The following is a 26,098-nucleotide window of genomic DNA, read 5'->3' as shown; positions in this document are numbered from 1 at the left end:
TCAGTGCCGACCAACGGTCGGCACCCACCGGAATGCCGGTTTGGTGGGTGCCGACCGTTGGTCGGCACTACCGGTCAATGCGAGCGCTGCACCGCGTAGCGGGCCAGGCCGCGCAGGGCAGCCACGGCGTCATTGTCGCCCAGGCCGTCGAGCGCACGCTCGGCGGCTTCGGCGTACTCTTCGGCACGGCGGCGGCTGTACTCCAGGCCGCCGGTAGCGCGGATCGCGGCCAACACCTCCGGCATCGCCGAGGCATCGCCGTCCTGCACGATGGTGCGCAGGCGCTCGCGGGTGGCGCCGTCGGAGTGCGCCATCGCGTGGATCAGCGGCAGCGTCGCCTTGCCTTCGGCCAGATCATCGCCCAGGTTCTTGCCCAGCTCGTCGGCGTTGGCCGAGTAGTCCAGCACGTCGTCGGCGATCTGGAATGCGTAGCCCAGGTGCATGCCGTAGTCGAACAGGGCCTGCTGGGTCGCCTCATCCACGCCGCTGGCCAGCGCGCCCAGGCGGGTGCCGGCGGCGAACAGCACCGCGGTCTTGCGCTCGATCACGCGCAGGTAGGCGGCTTCGTCGGTATCCGGGTTGTGCACGTGCAGCAGCTGCAGCACTTCACCCTCGGCGATGCGGTTGGTGGCATCGGCCAGGATCTGCATCACCGGCATGCGCTCCAGCTCGACCATCAGCTGGAAGCTGCGCGAGTACAGGAAGTCGCCCACCAGCACGCTGGGCGCGTTGCCCCACAGCGCGTTGGCGGTGCTGCGGCCACGCCGCAGGCTGGACTCGTCCACCACGTCGTCGTGCAGCAGGGTAGAGGTGTGGATGAACTCGATGATCGCCGCCAGCTGGTGGTGCTCCGGGCCGGCCTGGCCGACCGCGTGGCCGGCCAGCATCACCAGCATCGGGCGCAGGCGCTTGCCGCCGGCGGAAATGATGTGGTCGGCGATCTGGTTGATCAGCACGACGTCCGAGGACAGCCGGCGCCGGATCAGGGCGTCGACGGCGGCCATGTCGGCCGCGGCAAGCGACTGGATCTGGGGCAGGCCCAGGGCGGGACGGGTGTCTTCGGTGATGGTCATGCGATCAGGCTTTCAGGCTCACCATCGATTATAGGCGCTGGCCGTGGATTCGGGCGCAAACCGGTCCGAGCGGCAATTCCAGCCCGGCCTGCGCGGCCCTTCGCGTGAATACGTATGCAGGTTGCGCCATGCCCGCGAGGCCACCGCTAAGCTTGCCGGATCAGGATTTCGGCCCGCTGCCGGCGGGTCCCGCATGCCCGGAGGGGGGCTGTCGATGTCGCACTATCCATGGTGGCGCGGAGCCGTCATCTACCAGATCTACCCGCGCAGTTTCCTCGATGCCAACGGCGATGGGGTGGGCGACCTGCCGGGCATCATCGAGCGCCTGGACCACATTGCCGCGCTGGGCGTGGATGCGATCTGGATCTCGCCGTTCTTCAAGTCCCCCATGGCCGACTTCGGCTACGACATCGCCGACTACCGCGACGTCGACCCGCTGTTCGGCAGCCTGGACGACTTCGACCGCCTGCTGGCCAAGGCCCACGGCCTGGGCCTGAAGGTGATGATCGACCAGGTGCTGAGCCATACCTCGATCGAGCATGCCTGGTTCCGCGAGAGCCGCCAGGACCGCAGCAATCCGAAGGCGGACTGGTACGTCTGGGCCGACCCGCGCGAGGACGGCACCCCGCCCAACAACTGGCTGTCACTGTTCGGCGGCTGTGCCTGGCAATGGGAGCCGCGCCGCGAGCAGTACTACCTGCACAACTTCCTGGTCGACCAGCCGGACCTGAACTTCCATCACCCGGACGTGCAGCAGGCCACCCTGGACAATGTCCGCTTCTGGCTCGATCGCGGCGTGGATGGCTTCCGCCTGGATGCGATCAACTTCTGCTTCCACGATGCGCAGCTGCGTGACAACCCGCCCAAGCCGGCGGAGAAGCGGGTGGGGCGCGGCTTCAGCCCGGACAACCCGTACGCTTACCAGTACCACTACTACAACAATACCCAGCCGGAGAACCTGCCGTTCCTGGAGCGCTTGCGCGCGCTGCTGGATCAGTACCCGGGCGCGGTCAGCCTGGGCGAGATCTCCTCGGAGGACTCGCTGGCGACCACCGCCGAGTACACCCGCGATGGCCGCCTGCACATGGGGTACAGCTTCGAGCTGCTGGTGAACGACTACAGCGCGGCCTACATCCGCGACACGGTCTCACGCCTGGAAGCGGCGATGACCGAAGGCTGGCCGTGCTGGGCGGTTTCCAATCACGACGTGGAGCGGGCGGTCAGCCGCTGGGGCGGCCATCCGGCTGACCCGCGCCTGGCGCGGATGCTGGTGGCGATGCTGTGCTCGCTGCGCGGTTCGGTCTGCCTGTACCAGGGCGAGGAGCTCGGCCTGGCCGAGGCCGAGGTGCCATTCGAGGCCCTGCAGGACCCCTACGGCATCACCTTCTGGCCGAACTTCAAGGGCCGTGATGGCTGCCGCACCCCGCTGCCGTGGACCGATGCACCGCTGGCCGGCTTCACCAGCGGCCAGCCCTGGCTGCCGATTCCGGCCGAGCACCGGGCGGCGGCGGTGGCCGTGCAGGAGCGCGATCCGCTCTCGGTCCTGGCCGCATTCCGGGCCTTCCTGGCCTGGCGGCATACCCAGCCGGCCCTATTGCATGGCAGCATTCGATTCATCGAGAGCGCCGAGCCAGTGCTGCTGTTCGAGCGTATGCTTGCAGATGAAACCCTCCTGCTGGCCTTGAACCTGTCGGCCGAGGCGGTGACCCATCCGCTGCCGCCGGGCAACTGGCAGCAGGTGGCGGTACCGGGCCCGGATGCGGGCACGGTGCAGGGCAACGAACTCCAGCTGCCGCCGCGCGCGGTGTATTGCGCCCGACGCAGCTGACCGTTTTCTCCGGTGGCGGTACTTGCGGGGACGGGGCCGAAGCGCCCCGTCCCTTTTTTGTGGGTGGGATTCCGGTGAAAGGCATCCACGCATGGCGTGGATCTACCGGCCCGTTGACCTCGTGCCGCGCGAAGGTCGCCTCGCCCGTTCAGTAGATCCACGCCATGCGTGGATGGGCCTTGCCAACCAACGGCCGGCATCCACGCAAAAGAAAACCCGCTGCCTGCGCAGCGGGTTTCCGGTCCTGCTCCCTTTGTGTTGCCGGCCAGCGGCCGACGCTACCGGGTTCGGGGTGCCAGCCAGCGGCCGGCACGACCCGGCCGTGATCAGAACTTGTAGTTCACGCCCAGCATGTAGGTGCGGCCCCACTCGATGTACTCCAGCGGGCGGTCCTTGCTGCCGGCGTAGGTGCGGTACGGCTCGTTGGTCAGGTTGCTGCCCTGCAGAAGCAGGGTCAGGCCACGCAGGGCACTGCTGTCGCTGAAGGTGTAGCTGACCTGCGCATCGGTCACGTTCTCGCCGACAACGTAGCGCAGGCTGCGGTTGCCGTTGAAGTTGCCGATCTCGCCGATGAAGTCCGAACGCCGGCGCTGGCTGACGCGTGCTTCAAAGCCGCTGCGCTCGTAATACGCGGTGAAGTTGTACACGCGCTTGGACAGGCCCGGCAGGCTGATCGGATCACTGCCCACGCTGGAGGCGCTCTCCGGGTCCAGGATGGTGATGTCGCTCTTGTTGAAGGTCGCGCTGGCCTGCACACCGAAGCCACGCAGGCTGTCGGTCAGCATCTCCAGCGGGAACGATGCGGTCAGTTCCAGGCCCTTCAGCGTGCCGCCCTTGCCGTTCTGCGGGGCGGAGAAGGTGCCGGTGTACTGAACCGGCGCCGCACCTTGCTGAGGAACGTAGTTGCGAAGCAGTTCGGTGAAGTCGTAGTTGTCGACCGACTGGGTGTAGACGTAGCTCTTCAGGTCCTTGTAGAAGATCGCGGCAGCCACGTAGGCCTTCTCGCCGAAGTACTTCTCATAGGACAGGTCCAGCGCGGTGGCACGCCACGGGTCCAGCAGCGGATTGCCGCCGCTGCCGCCGGGGCGGCCGGTGCCGGTGTCCACGCCGAACTCCAGGCCGGCGCGCATCTGGTCCACACGCGGGCGCGCGACCTGCTTTGCAGCGGCGAAGCGCAGCGTCTGCTGGTGCGGGAACAGGAAGGCCAGGTTCAGGCTCGGCAGCCAATCGTTGTAGGTGCGGCCGTTCGAGTACGGCTGCACGTTGTTGCCGGCCGACTGCGAGCTGTCCCAGTAGCGCGAATCCGAACTCTGGTCGGTGTGCTGCATCTGCACGCCGATGTTGCCGCGTACGCCGACTTCACCGATGTCGGCGTTGATGTTCAGGCGCGCCCAGGCGGTGGTGATTTTCTCCCGTACCGTCCACGACTTGGGAATCAGGTAGTCCAGGTTGTCGACCGGGTTGAAGGTCATGTAGCGGCCCACTGCGGCCGGCACGTCCCAGGCCGGGATGGTGCCGAGGCCGGCGAAGCCCAGGTTGACCGGGCGGTACTGCAGGTCCGAGGCGATGTTGGCGTCGCCCTGCGCCCCCAGCAGGATGTTGCCTTCGGACTGGGTCTTCACCTTGCGGCGGTCGGCGTAGTTCACGCCGATGTCGATGTCCGGCGCCCACGACGCGAGGGCATCGGGCAGGGCAATGGTGGCGGCCAGCTTGCCACCCTTCAGGCGGTCTTCCACCTTCGGCACCTTGCCGTAGCCGGAACCGTAGATGGTGTTGGTCAGGAACAGGGCGTCGGGGTTGGAATAGTTCAGCCCTGGGCTGATCTGCGAGAACCCGTCCTGGCGGATCGTCACGCCGACCGTATCCAGTTGCGGCATCGGGGTCAGCTGCAGGTTGTTTTCCAGGTTCAGCTCGTCGCGCGTGGCCTTGGAGTAGTTCAGGTCGGCGACCAGCTTGACGCCACTGAAGTTGAACTCGTTGTTCCAGCCGAACGCATCGATCTTGTCCTTGCGCTTGTTGTACATGCCGCGCACCAGCGGATACACGCCACTGGCAGTGCCACCGGTGAACGAGCCATTGGCGTTGACCTGCGGGTTGCTGACCAGCAGGCCCGGGGTGTAGTTGCCGTTGTAGTTGCTGAGGTTCAGCTCGAACTGGTTGGCGGTGTCGATCTGCTCGGCTTCAGTGTGGAATGCATCGAAGGTGCTGGTCCAGCTGTTGTTCGGCCGGAACTGGATCGTGGCCATCACGCCGTCGCGCTTGTTGTTGCCGGTGCGGCGCAGCGCCTTGATGCCATCGGAGAAGTAGGTGCCGGCACCCACGCCCGGACGGTCGCCCTTGTCGGTGTGCTCGGTGGTCCACGGTTCGTACAGGCCGACCTGGTTCTCCTGGATCGGCATGTCGCTGTGCGCATAGCCGATGGCGATGCCCAGGGTCTTGTCCAGGAACTGGTCGATGTAGCTGGCGCTGAAGCGGTTGCCGTACGGATCGGTGTTGGCCGCGCGGCCCAGCGAGCTCTTCTGGTAGCGGCCACTGACCGCGATCACGCGCTCGCCGAAGCTGAGCGGGCGAGCGGTCTGCATGTCGATGGTGCCCGACAGGCCCTGTCCGACCAGCGCCGCGTCCGGGGTCTTGTACACGGTCACGCCGTTGACCAGTTCGGACGGATACTGGTCGAACTCGACGCCACGGTTGTCGCCGGTGCTGACCACTTCGCGGCCATTGAGCAGGGTGGTGGCGAAGTCCGGCGACAGGCCGCGCACGCTGATCACCTGCGCACGGCCGGCAACGCGCTGGGCGGCCAGGCCGGGCAGGCGCGAAATGGACTCGGCGATGCTGACGTCGGGCAGCTTGCCGATGTCTTCGGCGGAGATCGCTTCGACCACCGAGGTGGCGTCCTGCTTGACCGCGATCGCGCTCTCGATGCCGCGGCGGATGCCGGTGACCTGCACCGTATCGAGGTTGGTGGCGGCGGTGCCGGCCGGCGTGGTGGTGCTCTGCGTGGACTGTGCCGACGCCAGCGTCGGCGCCAGGACAACGGCCAGCGCGATGCTGAGCGCGCTGCGCTTGTGGTTCAACATTTTCCCCTCCCAGGCAATGTTGCAGATCGATTTGTGAGCGTTCCGGCGGCGCCGTGAACGTGCGACGCGGTGGCCGCTGTCGTCGCCGCTATGGTAGGCAGCGCGTTCTTCGCGGGAATCACCCTGCATACGTATTCAATGGCGTCTGCAGGGATGTAATCGCTTTCAAGTGTCTCGTTCTGTAGAGCCGAGCCATGCTCGGCTGCATTTCGGCGCTACGCACCGCCGCCCGAGCGTGGGCTCGGGCGCTACGGGGGCGCAGGCAGGAAAACGTTCAGCGGATCGGCGTGAAGCGAATGGCCTGGCCACCGCCGGGTGCCAGCACCAGCGTCAGTGCATCGGCGCTGGTCACTTCGCGGGTTTCGCGAACGAACGCGAACGGGCTGCTGCGGAAATCCGCGCCCTCGCCATCGCGGTAGATCTCGGCGCGGTAGCGTACGCCCGGTTCCAGGAAGCCCAGCGATACCGGCAGCACGCGGCCGTGCTCGTCGGTGATGCTGCCGAGGAACCAGTCGCGGCTGTTGCGGTCGCGGCGCACGATCGTCACGTAGTCACCCACTTCGCCATCGAGCACGCGGCTCTGCTCCCAGTCCACCGCCACGTCCTCGATGAAACGGAACGCCTCGCGATGCTGCAGGTAGTGTTCGGGCAGGTCGGCGGCCATCTGGATCGGGCTGTACAGCACCACGTACAGCGCCAGTTGGCGGGCCAACGTACTGGGGATGGCCTGGCCGTGGCGGCCCTTCAGGCTGAGGATGCCGGGGGTGTAATCCATCGGCCCGGCCAGCATGCGGGTGAACACCAGGTTGACCTCGTGCTCAGGCGGGTTCGGTGGCTGGCCCCAGGCGTTGTACTCCATGCCGCGAGCGCCTTCGCGCGAGATCCAGTTGGGATAGGTGCGGCGCAGGCCGGTATCCTTGATCGGCTCATGCGGGTTCACCGACAGGTGCCGGCGCGCGGCTTCCTGCACCACCTTCAGATGGTGGCGGGCCATGAACTGCCCGTCATGCCACTCGCGCCACAGTGGGCCCCCCGTGGGATTGCGGCGGTCGACCTGGCCGTCGTCGCAGACGTAGCCGGTCTTGAACTGGTCCACGCCCAGTCGTGCGTAGAAGTCCAGCGCGGCGCCCAGCTGGGCCTCGTAATGTTCGATGGCGCAGCCGGTTTCGTGGTGACCGATCAGATGCACGCCCTTGTTCAGGCCATACGCCGACAGCGCTTCGATGTCGAAATCGGGCGTGGCACGGGTGAAATCGAAATCGTAGCCATTGCCGACCCAGTTACCGTCCCAGCCCGGATTCCAACCTTCCACCAGCACGCCGCGGAAGCCGTGTGCAGCGGCGAAATCGATCACCTTCTTCGTCTTGGCGGTGGTGGCCGCGTGCTTCGGCCCGGTCGCCCAGCTCTCGTTGTCCAGGTGCATCGACCACCACACGCCCAGGTACTTGGCTGGCTTCACCCAGCTCACATCGCCCAGCGCGTTGGGTTCGTTGAGGTTGAGGATCAGGTCCGATTCGACCAGGCCGCCGGCACGGTCGGCGATCTGCAGCGTGCGCCACGGCGTGGCGAAGGGCAGGGTGCGGCGCACCTTCCAGCCTTCGGCCGAGGGCGACAGCTGCGCGCGCAGGCGCTGTCCCCCGCTGCGGCGCAGCCACATGCCGGCGTAGTCCACCAGCGCGGCCTCGTGAATGGCCACATGCAGGCCATCGCGGCTGCGCAGGGTCATCGGCGTATGCACCAGCGGTACTTCGTGCAGCGGGGTGCGCTGGTACAGGTACTCGTAGTGGATCGGCTCGCCGGCCGGGATCCACCACGCGGTGGAGTCCTGTGCGATGGCGAACTCGGTCAGCTCGTCATCGATGATGGCCTCGCGCAGATTCGGCTGTTCGGGGAACACGTAGCGGAAGCCGAGGCCATCGTCGTAGACGCGGAACACTACATCCAGCCGGCGCTTGCTGCCGGTGGTTTCGGCCAGCTGCACGGTCAGCTCGTTGTAGTGGTTGCGAGTGAGCCGGCGTTCGCCCCACGGCTGTTCCCAGGTGTCATCCACGCTGTGCCGCTGCTGGCCCAACAGGGTGAAATCGCGGTCTAGGCGACCGTCGCGGAGGGCGAAGCCGAGCTTCGAATCCTCCACCACAGTGTCGCCCAGACGCTCGACCCGGTAGCGGGCCGTGCCGCCGTCCAGCACCAGGCTGACCTTCAACACCTTGCCCGGCGATTCGACGCTGGCCACCTGGGGCGCGGCCTGTACCAGCGTGGCCCATCCGATCAGGGCCAGGCCCAGCATGTGCGCGAACACCGCGCGTACAGCAGTGGGTGACATCGGCAGTTGCCCTCCCAAGGCGCCGTTGGCAGACCCGGACCATAAGCCAGCGCGGCAGGTGCGCTACCGCGTGACGCCATGAATACGTATGCAACTGGACGCAGCCGACAGCCCCGCGTCTACCATGGGGCCAGGGCACCTTGAGGGAGGGGCCGCGCCCGCCCGCCGGCAACGTCGGTGCGGACCTACAACGCGTGCAGAGAGGGAGGGAGGCCGACGGGCGCAAGCCGGTCCGCCGCTTCGATGCTGAAGATCATTTGCCTGACCGCTGCCCTGGGGGCAGCGCTGGGATCGACCGCGCAGGCGGCCGACCTGCAATTCGATGGCCGCCATGCGCGTGCCGAAGCCGCTGCCAACGGCAGCTTCGTGCTGCATGCGCGCACACCGGAAGGGCGCGGCGAGGTGCGCATCGCGCCGATGCCGATGCGCAGCCAGACCGGCAGCGTGATGTTCGATGCCCTGTTCGCGCTGGCCCAGCAGGAGATGGAACAGGACCGCGTGGACGCGATTCGCGATCCCGCGTTCGACGAAGGCCGACCGGTGCCGTGCGAGTGCTTCCAGACCGGCGCGCGCTGGCCCTATGTGTGGACGCGCGATGTCAGCTTTGCCGCCGATCTGGCGCTCGCACGCCTGGACCCGAAGCGCACCCGGCAGTCGCTGCAGTTCAAACTGTCGGCGGCGCGCGACGGGCACACGCCCGGCCTGTTTGTGGCGCAGGACACCGGTTCCGGTGGCAGCTGGCCGATCAGCAGCGACCGCGTGGTGTGGTTCCTGGCGGCTCGCCAGTTGCTGGAGGATCGCGCATTTGCCGACCAGGTCTGGCAGGCGCTGCAGGGCACGCTGGCGCAGGACCGCGCGATGGTGTTCGACGCGCAGATGGGCCTGTACCGTGGCGAGACTTCGTTCCTGGACTGGCGCGAGCAGACCTATCCGGACTGGACCCGCGAGGATGTGCGCTTCATCGGTGATTCCTATGCACTGTCCACCAACGTGCTGCACTACCAGGCACTGCGCCTGGCCGAACGCCTGGCCGGGCAGCGAGGCGATGCCCGCGCGGCCGATTACAAGGCCTGGGCCGACGCATTGGCGCAGCAGATCGATGCGCGCTTCTGGCGCGAGGATATCGGCCAGTACATGAGCTACATCGGCGAAGCGGCGCACCCGGTGCCTTACGCCAAGGTCGATCTGCTCGGCCTGTCGCTGGGCATCCTTGCCGAGGTGCTGCCGCCCGAGCGCGCGCGGCGTGCGCTGGCAGCTTATCCGATGGGGCCAGCCGGCAGCCCGGTGGTCTGGCCGCAGGAAGCGCAACAGCCGATCTATCACAACCGGGCGATCTGGCCGTTCGTCAGTGCCTACTCGCTGCGTGCGGCGCGGCAGCTGGACGATGCGCCGCGCATCGCCGCCGAGATCCGCTCGCTGATGCAGGGTGCCGCGCTGGCCGGTTCCAACATGGAGAATTACGAGCTGGTCAGCCAGGCCGTGCATGTCGATGAAGGCGCGCTCAGCGGGCCGGTGGTCAATTCGGAGCGCCAGCTGTGGTCGGTGGCTGGGTATCTGTCGATGGTGCTCGAAGGCGTATTCGGCGTACAGGCTGACGGCCGCGTGCAGCCCAAGCTGCCAGCCGCGCTGGTCCCCGAACTGTTCGGCAAGCAGCGCCGCATCTCCCTGGAGGCCGATGGCAAGCGCTATGTGCTGGAGCGGCCGAAGCAGGTGGGTGATGGCCTGCTGGTGGCGGGCCAGGTAAAGACGCGTGGTGCCACCACCACCGTGCAGCTGGTGGCCACCGCAGCGGCACCGCGCAGCGTGGCGACGACGGCCGACGCCAATGCGCGCGCACCGGCCACGCCGGCCGCGCCGCAGGCGCGACGCAAGGGCAGGCGCTGGAACATCGAGGTCGCTGCCGGCCAGGTGCTGTGGCAGGACGGTCGCGCGCTCACCGCCAGCAATGGCCTGGCACGCATCGGTGACGATGGCCTGCAGCATTGCCTGAGCCTGACCCGGCGCGACGGCGCATTGGAATCGCTGCACAGCCCGATGGTCTGCGTCGGTCCGCAGCAGCGACTGAAGGGTGCCGAGCGCTGGCAGTTCACCTCGGCCAAGGCGGGGCAGGTGCGCCTGCGCCTGCAGTACAGCAACCCGAATGGGCCGATCAACACGGGCGTGACCGCCGCGGTAAAGCAGCTGGCGCTGCAGTGCCCTGGCCAGCCGTTGCAGCGGCACACCGTCACCCTGCCGCACAGCGTGGCCGTGCAGGACTCGACCTCGGCGACGTTCCCGGTGCCGAAGGGCCGATGCGCGGTTACGCTTGAAGAGGGCTTCAACATGAGCACACTGCAGCATTTCGCGCACTACACCGGGGGCAAGGGCGGGCGCGACGGCGTGCTCAACCAGGCGCAGGTGCAGGCGCTGACGGTGGCGCCCGTGGCTGTAGAGGGCGCACGATGAATCGCCCCGCCAAACCCCAGCTGTCGTTCTGGCAGATCTGGAACATGTGTTTCGGTTTTCTCGGCATCCAGTTCGGCTTCGCCCTGCAGAATGCCAACGCCAGCCGTATCTTCGAGACGCTGGGCGCGGACATCGACGCGGTACCGGGGCTGTGGATCGCCGCGCCGCTGACCGGCCTGCTGGTGCAGCCGGTGATCGGCTACCTGTCCGACCGCACCTGGACGCGCTGGGGGCGGCGCCGTCCGTTCTTCATGATCGGTGCGGTGCTGACCACGCTGGCCCTGCTGGTGATGCCGAATTCGCCGATGCTGTGGATCGCGGCCGGCACGCTGTGGGTGCTCGATGCCTCGATCAACGTATCGATGGAGCCTTTCCGTGCCTTTGTCGGCGACCAGCTGGCGCCACGCCAACGTCCGGCCGGCTACGCGATGCAGAGCTTCTTCATCGGCGTGGGCGCCATCGTCGCCAGCTTCCTGCCGTTCATCCTGGCCCACTTCGGGGTCGCCAATACGGCCGCCGCCGGTGAGGTGCCGGACACCGTGCGCTATGCGTTCTACTTCGGCGCGGTGGTGCTGCTGGCGGCGATCACCTGGACGGTGGTCAGTACCCGCGAATATTCACCAGCAGAACTGGCTGCCTTCGATGATGCCGAACCGCCGGCGCATCATGCGGGAGCGGTGATCAACGGCCCGGCCCCATGGACGCGGGTGGCCCTGTGGCTAGGGCTGGGTGTGCTGTTGGCGCTGCTGATCACCTGGCGACAAGGCGACAGGATGCTGTACGTGCTGGCAGGCCTGTGCGCCGGCTACGGCCTGCTGCTGGCGGCCGCGCGCGCGTTGCCGGCCACGCATATGCTGGCCGCCATCGTCGGCGACCTGCGCGCGATGCCGGTGACCATGCGCCGCCTGGCGTGGGTGCAGTTCTTCTCATGGTTCGCGCTTTTCGCCATGTGGATCTACACCACTGCTGCGGTGGCCGGTACCCACTTCGGTTCGACCGATCCACAGTCGGCGGCCTACAACGAAGGTGCCAACTGGGTGGGCGTGCTGTTTGGCGCCTACAACGGCTTCGCCGCGCTGGCCGCGGTGCTGATTCCGCCGATGGTGCGTGCGCTCGGCCTGCGTTGGAGCCACCTGGTCAACCTGTGGCTGGGCGCTGCCGGCCTGGTCTCACTGATGTTCATCCGCGACCCGCACTGGCTGCTGCTGTCGATGGTGGGTGTGGGTTTTGCCTGGGCATCGATCCTGTCGTTGCCGTATGCACTGCTGTCCGACAGCGTGCCGGCGTCGAAGATGGGCGTGTACATGGGCATCTTCAATTTCTTCATCGTGATCCCGCAGCTGGTGGCGGCCAGTGCGCTCGGCTTTGCCCTGCGCGCATGGCTGGGTGGCCAGCCGATGCATGTGCTGGTGTTGGGCGGCTGCAGCCTGTTCATCGCCGGCCTGTGCGTGCTGCGGGTTCCGTCCCGTCCGGAGGTGGTGTGATGCGTGGTGTCCTGGCTGTTGCCGTTTCCCTTGCCCTGTTCGCCGGCCAGGCCGTGGCCACGCCGCGCCCGGACTACGTCGGCACCACCGAACCGTTCGCCAGCGATGCGGTGTATTTCGTGGTCACCGACCGCTTCGTCAACGGTGATCCATCCAATGACCATCGCGACCAGGGTGGCGCGCACCGCACCTTCGACATCCCGGTGCCATGCCCGGACAAGGTGGATGGCAACATCGGCTATCTCGGCGGCGACTTCCGTGGTGTACTCGACAACGCGCAGTACATCCGCAACCTGGGTTTCGGCGCGGTATGGATCACGCCGATCGTGGACAACCCGGACGAAGCATTCACCGGCAGCAAGCCGATCAGCTGCACCAGCACGCTGACCGATCGCGGCAAGACCGGCTACCACGGTTACTGGGGCATCAACTTCTACAAACTCGACGAGCACCTGCCCAGCAAGGACCTGGACTTTGCCGGGCTGACCAAGGGCCTGCACGGTGCCGGCTTGAAGGTGGTGCTGGACATCGTCGGCAACCACGGTTCGCCGGCCTGGACCATGCCGATACGGCAGCCGCAGTTTGGCCAGATCTTCGACAAGGACGGAACGCTGATTGCCGACCACCAGAACCTGCCACCGCAGAAGCTGGACCCGAAGCACAACCCGCTGCACGCGTTCTACAACAACATCGGCCCGGTCGACAGCAAGGACGGCTCGATCTTCGACGGCAACCTCGCCGAACTGTCCGACTTCAACCAGGACAATCCGGCGGTGATGGACTATCTGGTCGGCGCTTACCTGCAGTGGACCGCGCAGGGCGTGGACGCGCTGCGCATCGATACCATCGGCTGGCTGCCGCACCCGTGGTGGCATGAATTCGTCAAGCGTATCCGCGCCGAGCACCCGGGCATGTTCATGTTCGGCGAAGCCTTCGACTACAACGCGGCGACCATTGCCGAGCACACCTGGCCGGCCAATGCCAATGTCAGCGTGCTCGATTTCCCGCTGCGCGGCGCACTGGAACAGACCTTCGGCACCGCCGGCAAGGGCTTTGAGACGCTGGCCGAGCCGCTGCACCTGAGCGGTGGCCCGTATGCCAATCCGTACGAGCTGATGAGCTTCTACGACAACCACGACATGCCGCGCCTGCAGGCCAGCGACAATGGCTTCATCGACGCGCACAACTGGCTGTTCACCGCGCGCGGCATTCCGGTGGTCTACTACGGCTCGGAAACCGGCTTCATGCGTGGTCGCGCCGAGCATGCCGGCAATCGTGCCTACTTCGGCCAGCCGCGTGTGGACGCTGCGCCGCAGAGCCCGATCTTCGCGCCGCTGCAGCGCATCGCCAGGCTGCGCGCAGCCACCCCGGCGCTGCAGCGCGGCCTGCAGGTGAACGAGCGCCTGCAGGGCAACGAGGCGGTGTTCTTCCGCGTGCTGCAACAGGGCGAGGTGGCGCAGACCGTGCTGGTGCTGCTGAACAAGGGTGATGCCGCGCATGCCTTCGAGGTGGATCGCTACCTGCAAGCCGGCACTTGGCGTGACGCGCTGGATGGCGGCACGGTGAAGGTCGAGCGGCAGCTGAAGACTGACGTGCCGGCGCATGGGGTAAAGGTCTATGTGCTGGACGCCACCGTGCAGCAGCCGGCACTGCAGGCCGAACTGGACAAGGCGATGGCCGACCAGAAGGCTCGGGACCAGCGTCTGGGACGGTGAGGGCGCCGCCGGGCATGGCCCGGCGCTACCGCTCTGGTGGGTGCCAACCTCGGTTGGCACGCTCTTCGAGCAGTCGAGCAGGCTCGACCCTACAATAGGCCCCCCCTCACGCCCCGCCGTGCCGCCATGACCGACCTCGTCCCGCAGACTCCGATCGAAACCCTGCTGAAGGCGGCGATGGACGGGGCGGTGCCGATCCGCGCCTTCATGGAAGCCTTCGTCGCCTCCGAGGTGGTGCTGCAGACCGGCAGCCTGGTGACCCCCGATGGCAGCGGTTTCGACCCGCTGCTGTTCGACAAGCAGGGCACGTTGCACGTGGCCGTGTTTACCGATCCGTCGCGGGTGGGCATCTACAGCCAGCAGGCCGAACACCAGATCCGCTGGCTGATGCTGGACGTGCTGCGTCGCGTGCCGGGTGGCTACGGCGTGGTGATCAATCCGGGCACCCCGCTGGGCTTCGAGATCTCGCCCAGCGGCATCGGCGAGATCCTGAAGGACTTCGCGCAGGGCTGATTGTCCTGTACAGCCGAGCCCATGCTCGGCTGCCGTTCGCGCAATGCCGGATCAGTCGAGCACGGCCCGAGCCTACAGAATGCTTCCCTTCGGGTGCCGTACGTGGTCCCCTTTGGATAACACCAGGATCGAGTCTCTGCCATGGAATTGAGGGAATTACCTGCCGGCTCACCGGCACGATCACACCATTCCCGCTCCGCACTGATCTTCCTGATCGTGGCCATCGTTGCGGCCCTGGTGGCCATGCCTCTGCTGCGCGCGGTAGGCATGGTGCAGTGGCCGGTGTTTGTCATCGCCTGGCTGATCAACCTGGGCGCGGCCTGGCATCTGGCCCAGTGGGCGCGCCAGCAGGGGCGCTCGGGCTGGGCGTTCGGGGTACCGGCAGCGCTAGGTACGGTCGCCTCGATCGTGGTGTATGTGCTGTTGGCGTTGCTGGGGCCGAAGGCCGCGGTGCACTGAGTTTTCGCGGCTGCCGTGGACAATGTGCCGAGCATGGCTCGGCACTACAGTAGGGCCAAGCCAAACAGCAAGGCCGAGCCAAGCCCGCACGCGTTGCGTGGAGCGCCGGCGCACAGGCCGGCACCCCTCCCTCACATCGTCACCTTGCGCCGGTTGTCATCGCTCACCCGGTCGATCAGCTTGTTGTAGGGATCGAAGCCCGCTTCATCCGGCTTCTCGTCCACCGTCACCGTGATCTTCGGCTCGGCGCTGATGATGTGGTGGCGCTGCAGGTACAGCACCTTCTGGTCGCGCTCCTTGCCCGACGGGCCGTTGGCGAACACGCCGATCTCGACCCAGTCATCCATTTTCGCGTCGCTCTCCTTGCCCTTGCCATCGGCGTACTGCTTGGCGGCGTGCAGGTCCAGGGTCACGTCGTAGCGCCCGTCATCGCGCTTGCGGGCGCTGGCGGCCATCACCCGGTTGTCGTAGAAGCTGATCTTCTCGAACAGATCGGTGACCAGCTGCTGGCGGTCAGCCGGGGTCTCGGCGCGGATGTAGCCCAGCAGCTCGCGTGAGGTGGTGTACGGCGGCTGCTGGTAGCCCTTGTCCTGCAGGAAGCGCTTCAACGCCCGGTTCAGGGCCTGCTCGCCGATTTCCTCGCGCAGCCGATAGAACACCAGCGAACCCTTCTGGTAGTGGATGTACTGCTGGTTCTCCACGCGCTCCAGCGGCTGTTCCTCGATGGCCTCGCCGCCGCGGCCGGACAGGTAACCGTCCAGCTCGCGCTTGAGGAACTGACGCATGTGCTGGCGGCCGTACTCCTGCTCCATCACCATCAGTGCCGAATACTGCGACAACGATTCGGACAGCACCGTGGCGCCCTGCACGTTGGCACCAATCACCTGGTGCGCCCACCACTGGTGTGCGATCTCGTGCGCGGTCACGTAGAACACGTAGTCCACCTTGTCCGGGTCACGCAGGTCAGCGATGAAACCGATGGCCTCGGAGTAGGGGATGGTGTTGGCGAACGACTGCGCGAAGCGGGCATAGCCCGGGAACTCGATGATGCGTACCTGGCGGTGCTGGTACGGCGTGAAGTTCGCCTCGTAGTAGGCCAGTGATTTCTGCACCGCCTCGATCATCCGGTCCACGTTGTAGCCGTGCGCCGGTTCGAAGTAGACCTCGATCGGGATGTCCTTGTACTTCGCCTTGCGCACCTCCCAGCGTGCCGACAGATACGCGTAGAAGTTCAGCATGGGCCGGTCCATGGCATAGCTGAAGCAGCGCCGGCCATTCACCGTGGTCTCGTGCCGCAGGTAGCCCGGCGCCAGCGCGACCTGGTCCGGCACGGTGCACACCGTGGTGCGGAAATCGAGCCAGTCGGCATCATTGGAGATATAGGTGTTGGCCCGCGCTGCCTCGTCTTCCAGCCTGGGCATGCGCCGCGGTTCACCGAGATCGCGCTTGCGGCGTTCGTTGCGGTCGCTGATCTCGGCGCCCTCGTTATAGCCGAAGGACGGCAGTACGCGGCTGTTGAAGAACGTGCCATTGTCCACGATGTTGCTCGGGGCCTGGCCGGCGGTGATGCCGTTGGGCTTCTGCACCACCCGGAAATGCACGCTGCGGGTTTCGCCCGCTTGCAGCGGCCTGTCCAGCCGGTAGACGCGGTAGCCGAGATCCTTGTCGTGGAAGGTCAACTTCTGCCCGCCGAGGTCGGCGGCCAGCAGCTGCTTGTCGTCGCCCATTGAGACATGCAGTTCCTGGATGGGCTGCGCGTGCAGGTTGCGGATGGTCCAGTTCGCATCGATCACCATTGACTGCGATTCCGGGAACAGGTCCACGCGGTTGTCCACGGCGACAATGCGTGGCTGCGGCAGGTTGCGGTACTTCGACAGCTCGCGCTCGTAGCGGGCCTGCAGGTCCAGCTGCTGGTCGGGCGGGATGAACTCGTTGCGGATGTTGGTGCTCCAGTACAGCCAGCCGCCCACGCCGACGAACGCCACTGCTGCCAGCGCCGCAAAGGCGCCTGTAGGGCCGCGCAGCCGACGGACAGCCAGCGCCAGGCGCTGGCGCAGGCCCTGGCTGACACCGCGTACCCAGAAGGCTGAAGCCAGGCACATCAGCGTCAGCAGGAACAGCGCCCAGTAGCCCTGGAAGGCCAGCTGCCCTGGCAGGAAGTGGCCGTAGCCGTTCATGTCCGAATAGGGCGCGTTGGGCCAGCTGCCGAAGTTGTACAGGTGCTGCGTGTAGTCGAGCAGGCCGAGCACGCCCTGGCCGATCATCACCACGATCAGCAGCGCGTAACCGACGAACTTGTTGTTGGTGAGTACCTGCAGCACCAGCGCCAGGCCCCCCATCAGGATGTAGACCACCGAATCCAGCGCCAGGCTGCGCAGGTACAGCAGCGGCTCCAGATGGGTGTAGCCCTTGGCCAGCTGCACGCCCATCGCGGCCAGCGCACCGGCGGCCTGGAAGCAGACGATCACCGCCAGCAGCGCAGTGAACTTGGCCAGCAGTGGCACCCAGTTCGGCACCGGCATGGCATCGGTCACTTCGTTGATACGCGCGCTGCGTTCCTTCCAGACCAGTTCACCGGCGAAGAACAGCACGATGATCACCAGCAGCCAGCTGAAGGCGCCCTGCAGGGCCATGATCATCTGCGAGGTGACCGGCCAGATCGAGGTGCCGTACAGGGTCTGCCGGAACAGCGCGCTGGGCAGGAAGTTGGCCAGGCCCAGCACCAGCAGCACGATGAACGGCACGCTGCGCAGCACGCCGCGTGTATCGAAGCGCACCTGGCGCAGGAACTGCCGCCACGCCGTGGTGGCGGTGAACGCCGGCACCACGCGCGGCAGTGCTGCGCGGGTGGGGCGGACACTGGCGGCATCGGCAACCGGTGGCGCCTGCCTGCGGCCCCAGCGCCGACGACCACTGCCGCTGCGTTCGGTACGGAACAGCGCGAAGGTGGCGGCGAACAGCGCGGCAGCCACACCCAACCACAGAGCACGGTTGGCCATCAGGTAACCGGCCAGCTCGGGAATCCCGTTGTTGCGTTCGGCGGTGGACCAGTAGCGGATCGTGCGGCCGAGGGCGCGCATGCCCAGCGGTTCGCTCAGCACCGCGATCCACGTATTGTCGATGTCACGCAGCAGGGCCGCGCTGGCACCGTACAGCACCAGGTAGGCCACCAGGCCGATGTAGACCCACAGGATCGAGCGGGTCAGTGCCGCCAGCAGCGACAGCAGTGCGGTGGTGAACAACAGGTTCGGAATGACGATGACCGCGAACGTCCACGCATAGCCCTGCCAGCTGATCGGGCCCATGCGCTCGGGATCGACCCACGGCATGAACGGTGCCAGCCACAGCCCGAACGCGATCACCACGTAAACCAGCAGCCCGGCGGCGAGGGCAGCGGCGATGCGCCCCGCCAGGTAGTCGCGGCGTTTCACCGGGCTGGCGAAGATCAGTTCGGCGGTGCCCAGTTCGAAGTCACGCAGCAGCGCATTGCTGACGAACAGTGCAGTGACCAGCATGCCGAGCAGGGTGAAGATGCCCAGCATCTGCGCGGTCACGGTGGGCGCGTTGCTGTGCACGTTGCCGCTACCGCCACCGATCTGCACCGCATCGCTGGAGGCGGCGGCGAAGGCGAGCAGGGCGAACAGCCCGGCCAGCAGCCACAGCAGCGGGGAGCGCAGCTGCTCGCGCAGCTCGAAACGGAAGAAATCGAGGATCATGGTGTGCTCCGCTCAGGCTGCCGCGCGGGCACGGGCCTGCAGGCGCAGGCGCTGGAAGTACACGTCCTCGAGGTCGGGAGCCACGGCCGCGAAGCCATCGCCGGGGTCGTTGGCGCTGTGCACGTGGATCACTGGGCGGCCCCCGACCAGGCGGGTCGAGAGCACCACGTAGCGTGCTTCATGGTCGGCCAGTTCCGAAGGATCGACCTGCTTGCGCCAGACCTGCTGCTGCAGGGCATCGATGGCATCGGCCGGTCGCCCGGTCAGCAGCACCTGGCCCTTGTTCATGATCGCCATCGTCGGGCACAGGTCGGTCACGTCCTCGACGATGTGGGTGGACAGGATCACCGCCACGTTCTCGCCAATCGCCGCCAGCAGGTTGAGGAAGCGGTTGCGTTCCTCCGGATCGAGGCCGGCGGTGGGTTCGTCGACGATTACCAAGCGTGGGTCACCCAACAGCGCCTGAGCGATGCCGAAGCGCTGGCGCATGCCGCCGGAGTAGGTGCCCAGCTTGCGCTTGCGCGCGTCCCAGAGGTTCACCTGCTGCAGCAGTCCATCGACCACCTCGCGACGCTGGGCGCGCTGGGTCAGGCCCTTGAGCACCGCGAAATGTTCCAGCAGGTCCAGCGCGCTGACTTTCGGGTACACGCCGAAATCCTGCGGCAGGTAGCCCAGCCGGCGGCGCACCGCATCCTTGTCGCGCAGTACGTCGATCGGCGCCTCGCCCGGAATGCTGAGCGTCGCCGTGCCGCTGTCGGCCTCCTGCAGGGTGGACAGCGTGCGCATCAGCGACGACTTGCCAGCGCCGTTCGGGCCGAGCAGGCCGAACATGCCGCGCGGGATGTCCAGGGTGACGTTGTTGAGGGCATGCACGCCGTTGGCGTACGTCTTGGACAGCGAATCGATCTTCAGCACTTGGCAGCTCCAGGAGAAGAGGCGGACCGAGATGGAATCGACCGGGCGACCTGAAATCGGGTTGCCGGCCTTGAAGGCTGAAACTCTGGGACGTGCAGCTGCAACGTCCTATAGGACATGTCCCAGAGATCACCGATCTTCGCGGATGTCCTGCAGGCGCAGGGCTGCAACACCGGATCGCATGCGATGGGCTCCCGTTCGACCACCAGCCGGCAGTTCAGGAGGGGTGCCACCGATATGCCACACGTGCGTCGTGTTTATCGCTTACGAGCAGGCAGGCGTCATCCGCCGTTGGTCATGGGGGGAGAATCCCGCCATCGTGCGTTGGCTGGAGCGCCGGCCCAGCGGCGCCTACCCGCGCAGGGATGATTCGCGCACGACCAGCTTCACCGGGATGCTCTGGCTGTCCACCGGCTGCCGCCCGATCAGCGCCAGCAGGCGTTCCACCAGCAGCTGCCCGGCCTGCTTGGTGTCCTGCTGCACGGTGGTCAGCGCCGGGGATACCGAAGCGGCCAGCGGGATGTCGTCGAAGCCGGTCACCGCCACGTCCTGCGGTACCCGCAGCCCGGCCTCGCGCAGGGCGCGCATCGCACCGATGGCGATCAGGTCGCTGGCCGCGCAGATCGCATCGATCGGCTCGCCGCGCGCCAGCAGGGCCTGGCAGGCCTCCTGGCCGGAGGCCTCGGTGGTGATCGCATCGTGCTGCAGCGCCGGTTCGGCGGCCAGGCCGTGGTCCTGCAGGGCCGCGACATGGCCGCGGTAGCGCTCCTGGAACTCGGGGTAGTGGCTGGAGGCATGGCCAAGGAAGGCGATGCGGCGGCAGCCCTGCAGCAGCAGATGGGTGGTGATGTCATGCCCGCCCTGGAAGTTGTCGCTGCCGATCGAGACACCGGGCTGGCCAGGCAGGGCGGCGCCCCAGCGCACGAAGTGCGTGCCCTGTTCGACCAGCCGCTGCAGGCGGTCGCGCGATTCGTGGTAGTCGCCGTAGCCGAGCAGGATGATGCCGTCGGCCTTGTTGCTGTCTTCGTAATCGGCCTGCCAGTCGGTGGACAGCTGCTGGAACGACACCAGCAGGTCCTGCCCGTGCAGGGCGCAGGCGCGGGTGATCGAGCCCAGCATCGAATGGAAGAACGGGTTGATCAGCGAGTCGTCGTTGGTCGGATCCTCGAAGAACAGCAGGGCCAGCGTGCCGGCATTGCGCAGGCGCAGACTGGAGGCGTTCTTGTCGACCTTGTAATTCAGCTCGCGGGCGATGCGCAGGATGCGCTCGCGGGTCTCGGCGTTGACCATCGGGCTGCCACGCAGGGCCCGCGACACGGTCGGCTGGGAGACCCCGGCCAGGTGGGCGATGTCCAGGGAGGTGGCTTTGCCTTTGATCGTCATGGGCGGGCGGAGCGGGCAGGTGGAAGGTGCCCGGGCATGATGCCATGCGCAGACGCGAATGCCTCTCTGGACGTCGGTCGGGACGAAGGTAAGTCATTGCCGGACAAGGAAATCAGCCTGATCCTTCGGTGCGGTCGGGGTCTCCTGACCGGGCGGACGGCGGCGGCGATGGTAAGATGCGTCGTTCTCGCATTCCCCAAAATTTCACCAGGGGCGGCCCAGCGTACTGCACCCCGCCCGGGGCTGTGCTATCACTGGCGGTCTGCCCCTGGACAACGGACGAAGGTACCTATGGCGCGCGGCATCAACAAAGTCATCCTGGTCGGCAATCTTGGCAACGACCCGGACGTGAAGTACACCCAGGGCGGCATGGCGATCACCCGCATCAGCCTGGCCACCACCAGCGTCCGCAAGGACAAGGATGGCAACCAGCAGGAGCGCACCGAATGGCACCGCGTGGTGTTCTTCGGCAAGCTCGGCGAGATCGCCGGCGAGTACCTGCGCAAGGGCAGCTCGGTCTACGTCGAAGGCAGCCTGCGTTACGACAAGTACACCGGCCAGGACGGCGTGGAGAAGTACTCCACCGATATCATCGCCGATGAAATGCAGATGCTGGGCGGCCGCGGTGAAGGCGGCGGCGGTGGTGGCGGCAACTACGGCGGCGATCGTCCGCAGCGCCAGCAGGCGCCGCGCCAGGAGTACGGCGGCGGTGGCGGCGGCCAGCGTGGTGGCCAGGGCGGTGGCTATGGCAACCAGGGCGGCAACCAGGGCGGCGGCTACGGCAACCAGGGTGGCAACCAGCGTCCGCAGCCGCAGCAGGCGCCGCCGATGGACGACTTCGCTGACGACGATATTCCGTTCTGATTCCCACTTGACGGTTTTAGTGTTGATAGAGGCCCTCATCGTTGCGGATGGGGGCCTTTTTTTCGTTCGGCAGAATCCGGCCGTGATCTAACCTTCTACTTGCGGCAGGGTGTTGATGGATGACTGGCGACACACCATAGCGAATCAGAATGGAGAGCGGCACGGGAAAGCCGTCTGCGCGAGCCCATCGGTGGTGCATGGCTTCGGCGGGTCTTGATACGGCGTGCGAAGGACAGGAGTAAGCCTAACGAGCTGGCGCCGGGCTGTTGCACACCGTGTGGACACGGTTACCGCGGGCCTATGCTCAATTGCGGTGTGCTTCTCCAAAGCTTGTCTTGTCGCACAAAATCTGTCATTAGCTTGCTCTAGGATTTGCCGATCCCCAGCAAGGTTGGGGGAGAAGATGTTCGTTCCGCGCATTAAGGACGGATGTCGGATGGAATCCTTTGGCCGGAATTGCCAGTTTTCTTTCACATGGAGTGTGTACCAATGGCATTTGCAATGCCCCTGCGCAGCCACAAGGCTGCCGCGATTCTCTCCTTCTGCCTAGCTTTAGGCGGTGCATCGACGGCAAGTGCAGCCACCTACTACGGCCCTCCCTACAAGGTCCAGTCGTTCCGTGGGGTTGGCTCGTTTGAGAGCGTCGGTGCTGCGGTCAACTTCCTGGTCGGGAAGATCCAAGCGCCTTGCCAACAGGACCCCAAGTGCACCAAGCCGCCCGTTGTTACCGTGCGATACGGCAACGATGGCTGGGCGGCGACGATCTACGTCAACGGGAGTGCAAGTGACAATGTTTTTGCTTCCGAGATATTGATTGGGCAGCCCCAGAAAAATTTCGGCGGGTGCCAGAAGCGTTGCTCGGCTGGGCTTGGCTCCGCTACCGATGGAACTGGGGCTCGAGGTGCTGCTGACAGTGCTTCAAAGGCCAATGCCCGTGATCCAGGAAGCCCGTTTGAGGGTGATCCGATCAATACCTCCACTGGCAACTTCTATCGGCAGGAAACGGACTTCGAGTCTCCGTCAGGCCTGATGTTCCGGCGGTTCTACAACAGTTCTCCCCGTGCCCCGGGTTCTTCCTTGGGGCGTCAGTGGCGCCACCTGTTTGATCGGCGACTTGAGGTGCTAGCTTCCAATACTGGAGCCGCCGGAGAATACACGTTCATCCGTGCTATTCGGCCGGATGGCAGTTCAGAGCGGTTCACTCGAACCTCAAGCGGCTGGACCGTCGACGCCGATGTGGCAGACGTGCTCGTTGATCGAGAGGCGGGCACCGGCTATGCATTGCAGTTGGCGGCGAACCGCCAAACCGAAATCTACGATGCAACAGGCTTGCTGAAGGAGGTCTATGACTCTGCAGGCAGGAAGCTTCTGTATTTGCAGTATTCGGACGCAACCACGCCGGCAGATGTGGCGCCAGTCGCTGGACTCCTGTTGACCGTTGGCGACGCCAGCGGGCGCACGTTGAGCTTCAAGTATGATGCCTCATCGCGATTGACCACGATGATGTTGCCAGACGGTGCATCGCAAACGTTTGGCTACAACCCCGCAGGACAGCTTGCCTCGGTGACCTATCCGGACGCCACAAGCAAGGGTTACATCTACAACGAAACAGCCAACAGCCCCACTGTCGCAGGGACGTCCTTCCTCACAGGGATTGTGGATGAGAAAGGCGTTCGTCACGAGACCATTAAATTCGACTACAACCATCGCGCCTATCACGCAGAGTTCGCTGGCGGAGTTGATACCACAACCTTGGACTACGCCGCTTCCACCTGGAAGGGAACGCTGCCAGTAACCGTCAAGGGGCCACTCGGAGCCACTTCCAAGTTAGGCTTCGTGGATACAGGAAAGGGGCGTCTGATGCCCGCGGGCGGTTCGGCCGCCTGCGGTGACCAATGCAACCAACCCTACAAGGCCATGACCTATGACGTGAACGGCTACCCGGCGTCGGTCACGGACTTCAAGGGAATCACTACAAGGACCACTTACACGGCAGACGGGTTGCTGGCCGAACAGGTTGACGCCGCCGACACCCCCCAGCAGCGCACCACGACGACCACGTGGGATAACGCACTGCGTTTGCCCCTGAGTCGGGTGGTAAAGAACTCTGCGGGCGTGGCCGTTTCCAGCAGTTCATGGAAGTACAACGCGTTGGGCCTGGAGGTCGCGCGGTGCGAGGTGGATCCTGCTAATTCGGCTGCGGTCGGGTATGCGTGCGGAGCTGCAACCAATGCACCCGCTGGGGTTCGTCAATGGACCACCGCCTACTGCTCGGCGGTGGATGCCACCCAATGCCCGCAAATCGGTCTTGTCCTTGCAGAAGACGGGCCTCGGACCGATGTTCAGGACGTTACCAGGTACAGCTACTACCTGGCCGCGGATGAGTCGGGTTGCGGCGTTCTCGGGGGCTCCTGCCACCGCGCTGGTGACCTTCAGTCCGAGACCAATGCTCTCGGTCAAGTGACGACACGGCTGGCCTACGACCGAAATGGACGTGTCAGCCGCCTTCGAGACGTGACCGGCACGATCCATGATTTTGGCTATTCCACTCGAGGCAAGCTTACCTCGATAACCGAGCGGAACAGCATGGACGGAGCTGCGTCCACCAACGATCGAGTGACCTCCCTGTCCTATGACGCAACAGGTAATGTCGCATCGGTTGCTGACCCCGATGGAGTATCCCTCAGCTACGCTTACGATGATGCGCACCGTCTCGTCCAGATCAATGACGGGGCCGGGAACAACATTCGCTACACCCTCGATGTGGCAGGCAATCGCACGAAAGAGGAGGTGTTCGACGCAGGTGGTGGACTGAAGCGTTCGCTCTCTCGCGTTTACAACAAGCTGGGGCAACTGGTGTCCCAGAAGACGGCAGCGGGGAATTCAACCGACTTTACGTATGACCTGGCGAACAACGTCCAGCTCATCACCGATGCCCTGAAGCGCAAGACGCAGTTTGACTACGATCCCTATGGAAGGCCCAGCAGGGTGCTTCAGGACGTTTCCGGAATGGCGGTCGAGACGCGATACGAGTATGACGTCGAAGGCCGGACCACCAAGGTGGTCGATCCCAAAGGCCTGGCGACCATTTACGGCTATTCAGGGCTGGGCGACTTGTTGAGCCGCCAGAGTCCTGACACGGGCGCAACCACTGCCAGTTACAACAGTGCAGGGCAGCCGGCGAAGCAGGTTGACGCCAATGGCACGGCTAGCAGCTACACATACGATGCCCTGGGACGCGTGGTGCGCAAGGTTTATGGGGACCAAGCGATTGTTGCGTCATACGTGTATGACCAAGTCGAGGACATCTGCTCAGCCGGTGAGTCGTTTGCAAGCGGCCGGCTCTCATCCATGCAGGATGACGGCGCTAAAACCCAGTATTGCTACGATCGCGCCGGAAATGTGACGCGCAAGGTGCAGACGTCATCGGGGCAGAGCGTAGGCGTCAGCTATGCCTATACCAATGCTGGCCGACTTCGTTCTGTCACCTATCCTGACGGAATGGTGGCGGACTACAAGCGAGATGCAGCCGGCATGGTCACCGAGATCGGCGTGACGCGACCGGGTGCTGCTCGTGTCGTGTTGCTTTCCAGTGCAAAGCGCCATCCCTTCGGCCCCACTGCAGGCTGGGCCTACGGCAACGGGCGTACGCTGGCGCGAGACGTTGACCAGGATTACCGTCCGTCAGCGTTGATCGGCAGTGGCTCGGGAGCACTGAATGCAGCCTTCTCGTTCAGTGCCGTGGGCGAGTTGACCGGCCTCACCTCCGGAGGGACTGGGGCAACGTCCGTATCGATGACCTATGACGCATTGAGCCGACTGACTGCCTTCAAGGATGCGGCGACTGGCTCGATCATCGACAGCTACGCCTACGACGCCACGGGCAATCGCACGTCCGCGAAGGTCAATGGAGTTGATCAAGCCTACGTCTATCCGTCAGACAGTCATCGCCTGCAAAGCGCCGGGGGCGTGTCGCGTGCCTACGATGCGGCTGGCAACACGCTTTCGATCCAAGGCGTAGAACGCGAGTTTGCTTACAACGCAATGGGGCGCCTGAGTGCGGTGAAGCGAAACGGCGCGGTTGCTGCGGAATACCATTACAACGATCTTGGCCAGCAGATAGCACGTAAGGCCGGAGGTGCCTCAGCGCTGAGTCTCTACGATGAGCGCGGGCAATGGCTGGGGGAATACGACCAGGCGGGTATTGCGCGTCAGCAGGTGATCTGGTTGGACAACCTGCCTGTCGGATTGCTGAAGGGTAGCGCGCTCTACTACGTTCAGCCGGATCATCTGGGCACCC

General features: G+C 65.5%; 14 protein-coding genes. 8 read left to right on the top strand and 6 right to left on the bottom strand.

Annotated features, from left to right (window positions below; genetic code table 11):
• Positions 1–74: 74 nt before the first annotated feature.
• Positions 75–1,073 (bottom strand): polyprenyl synthetase family protein, encoded by a 999-nt coding sequence (locus HMPREF3114_RS15810; protein WP_053496880.1) that lies wholly within the window; start codon positions 1,071–1,073, stop codon positions 75–77.
• A 214-nt stretch (positions 1,074–1,287) separates the two neighbouring features.
• On the opposite strand from HMPREF3114_RS15810, the gene HMPREF3114_RS15805 reads away from it, so the two are divergent.
• On the top strand, positions 1,288–2,901 hold the full coding sequence (locus tag HMPREF3114_RS15805; protein ID WP_070489982.1) for an alpha-glucosidase family protein: 1,614 nt from the start codon (positions 1,288–1,290) through the stop codon (positions 2,899–2,901).
• Positions 2,902–3,227: 326 nt separating this feature from the next.
• On the opposite strand, the gene HMPREF3114_RS15800 is transcribed toward HMPREF3114_RS15805, so the two are convergent.
• Both HMPREF3114_RS15800 and HMPREF3114_RS15795 read right to left on the bottom strand, forming a co-directional pair.
• A complete protein-coding gene (locus HMPREF3114_RS15800) occupies positions 3,228–5,981 on the bottom strand; it encodes a TonB-dependent receptor (protein WP_053496927.1) in 2,754 nt (917 codons plus the stop codon).
• A gap of 274 nt (positions 5,982–6,255) precedes the next feature.
• Entirely contained in the window at positions 6,256–8,310 is a 2,055-nt protein-coding gene (locus tag HMPREF3114_RS15795) for a glycoside hydrolase family 97 protein (RefSeq protein WP_070489986.1), read from the bottom strand.
• Between the two features lie 237 nt (positions 8,311–8,547).
• Between HMPREF3114_RS15795 and HMPREF3114_RS15790 the strand changes: the two genes are divergently transcribed.
• From HMPREF3114_RS15790 to HMPREF3114_RS15770, 5 genes are all read left to right on the top strand, one after another.
• Positions 8,548–10,749, top strand: coding sequence for a glucosidase family protein (locus HMPREF3114_RS15790; protein WP_053496884.1), 2,202 nt, complete (start codon positions 8,548–8,550; stop codon positions 10,747–10,749).
• Positions 10,746–12,233 (top strand): MFS transporter, encoded by a 1,488-nt coding sequence (locus HMPREF3114_RS15785; RefSeq protein WP_070489980.1) that lies wholly within the window; start codon positions 10,746–10,748, stop codon positions 12,231–12,233. Before HMPREF3114_RS15790 ends, HMPREF3114_RS15785 begins: the two co-directional genes overlap by 4 nt.
• On the top strand, positions 12,233–13,948 hold the full coding sequence (locus tag HMPREF3114_RS15780) for an alpha-amylase family glycosyl hydrolase (protein ID WP_053496888.1): 1,716 nt from the start codon (positions 12,233–12,235) through the stop codon (positions 13,946–13,948). The genes HMPREF3114_RS15785 and HMPREF3114_RS15780 overlap by 1 nt, the downstream gene beginning before the upstream one ends.
• Positions 13,949–14,074: 126 nt before the next feature.
• Complete coding sequence (locus HMPREF3114_RS15775) at positions 14,075–14,461, top strand: SseB family protein (RefSeq protein ID WP_005415624.1); 387 nt, start codon at positions 14,075–14,077, stop codon at positions 14,459–14,461.
• Between the two features lie 141 nt (positions 14,462–14,602).
• A complete protein-coding gene (locus HMPREF3114_RS15770) occupies positions 14,603–14,920 on the top strand; it encodes a hypothetical protein (RefSeq protein WP_053496890.1) in 318 nt (105 codons plus the stop codon).
• A gap of 131 nt (positions 14,921–15,051) precedes the next feature.
• On the opposite strand, the gene HMPREF3114_RS15765 is transcribed toward HMPREF3114_RS15770, so the two are convergent.
• The 3 genes from HMPREF3114_RS15765 to HMPREF3114_RS15755 all read right to left on the bottom strand — a co-directional run bounded on the left by HMPREF3114_RS15765 (position 15,052) and on the right by HMPREF3114_RS15755 (position 20,934).
• Entirely contained in the window at positions 15,052–18,636 is a 3,585-nt protein-coding gene (locus HMPREF3114_RS15765) for a M1 family aminopeptidase (RefSeq protein WP_070489978.1), read from the bottom strand.
• A 12-nt stretch (positions 18,637–18,648) separates the two neighbouring features.
• The gene (locus HMPREF3114_RS15760) at positions 18,649–19,551 is read right to left on the bottom strand and encodes an ABC transporter ATP-binding protein (RefSeq protein ID WP_005412555.1); all 903 of its coding nucleotides are present in this window, start codon (positions 19,549–19,551) and stop codon (positions 18,649–18,651) included.
• Positions 19,552–19,902: 351 nt separating this feature from the next.
• Positions 19,903–20,934: a LacI family DNA-binding transcriptional regulator gene (locus HMPREF3114_RS15755; protein ID WP_053496894.1), complete on the bottom strand. Its 1,032-nt coding sequence runs from the start codon at positions 20,932–20,934 to the stop codon at positions 19,903–19,905.
• 291 nt (positions 20,935–21,225) lie between these two features.
• Here HMPREF3114_RS15755 and HMPREF3114_RS15750 point away from each other — a divergent pair, with 291 nt between their 5' ends.
• Together HMPREF3114_RS15750 and HMPREF3114_RS15745 are read left to right on the top strand one after the other, a co-directional pair.
• Positions 21,226–21,798 (top strand): single-stranded DNA-binding protein, encoded by a 573-nt coding sequence (locus tag HMPREF3114_RS15750; protein ID WP_043034165.1) that lies wholly within the window; start codon positions 21,226–21,228, stop codon positions 21,796–21,798.
• A 429-nt stretch (positions 21,799–22,227) separates the two neighbouring features.
• Positions 22,228–26,098 (top strand): DUF6531 domain-containing protein (locus HMPREF3114_RS15745; protein ID WP_256337650.1); only part of this gene is annotated, 3,871 nt, incomplete at its 3' end.

Origin of the sequence: Stenotrophomonas sp. HMSC10F07 (assembly GCF_001807895.1) — a bacterium.
Taxonomy (GTDB): Bacteria; Pseudomonadota; Gammaproteobacteria; order Xanthomonadales; family Xanthomonadaceae; genus Stenotrophomonas; species Stenotrophomonas sepilia.
This window is presented reverse-complemented; position numbering and strand designations above follow the sequence as displayed.

Excerpts from the sequence above, each read along its gene's own strand:
- HMPREF3114_RS15805 (WP_070489982.1), top strand. The coding sequence starts at position 1,288 with ATGTCGCACTATCCATGGTGGCGCGGAGCCGTCATCTACCAGATCTAC.
- HMPREF3114_RS15800 (WP_053496927.1), bottom strand. The coding sequence starts at position 5,981 with ATGTTGAACCACAAGCGCAGCGCGCTCAGCATCGCGCTGGCCGTTGTC.
- HMPREF3114_RS15810 (WP_053496880.1), bottom strand. The coding sequence starts at position 1,073 with ATGACCATCACCGAAGACACCCGTCCCGCCCTGGGCCTGCCCCAGATC.
- HMPREF3114_RS15775 (WP_005415624.1), top strand. The coding sequence starts at position 14,075 with ATGACCGACCTCGTCCCGCAGACTCCGATCGAAACCCTGCTGAAGGCG.
- HMPREF3114_RS15755 (WP_053496894.1), bottom strand. The coding sequence starts at position 20,934 with ATGACGATCAAAGGCAAAGCCACCTCCCTGGACATCGCCCACCTGGCC.
- HMPREF3114_RS15765 (WP_070489978.1), bottom strand. The coding sequence starts at position 18,636 with ATGATCCTCGATTTCTTCCGTTTCGAGCTGCGCGAGCAGCTGCGCTCC.
- HMPREF3114_RS15790 (WP_053496884.1), top strand. The coding sequence starts at position 8,548 with ATGCTGAAGATCATTTGCCTGACCGCTGCCCTGGGGGCAGCGCTGGGA.
- HMPREF3114_RS15780 (WP_053496888.1), top strand. The coding sequence starts at position 12,233 with ATGCGTGGTGTCCTGGCTGTTGCCGTTTCCCTTGCCCTGTTCGCCGGC.
- HMPREF3114_RS15770 (WP_053496890.1), top strand. The coding sequence starts at position 14,603 with ATGGAATTGAGGGAATTACCTGCCGGCTCACCGGCACGATCACACCAT.
- HMPREF3114_RS15785 (WP_070489980.1), top strand. The coding sequence starts at position 10,746 with ATGAATCGCCCCGCCAAACCCCAGCTGTCGTTCTGGCAGATCTGGAAC.
- HMPREF3114_RS15750 (WP_043034165.1), top strand. The coding sequence starts at position 21,226 with ATGGCGCGCGGCATCAACAAAGTCATCCTGGTCGGCAATCTTGGCAAC.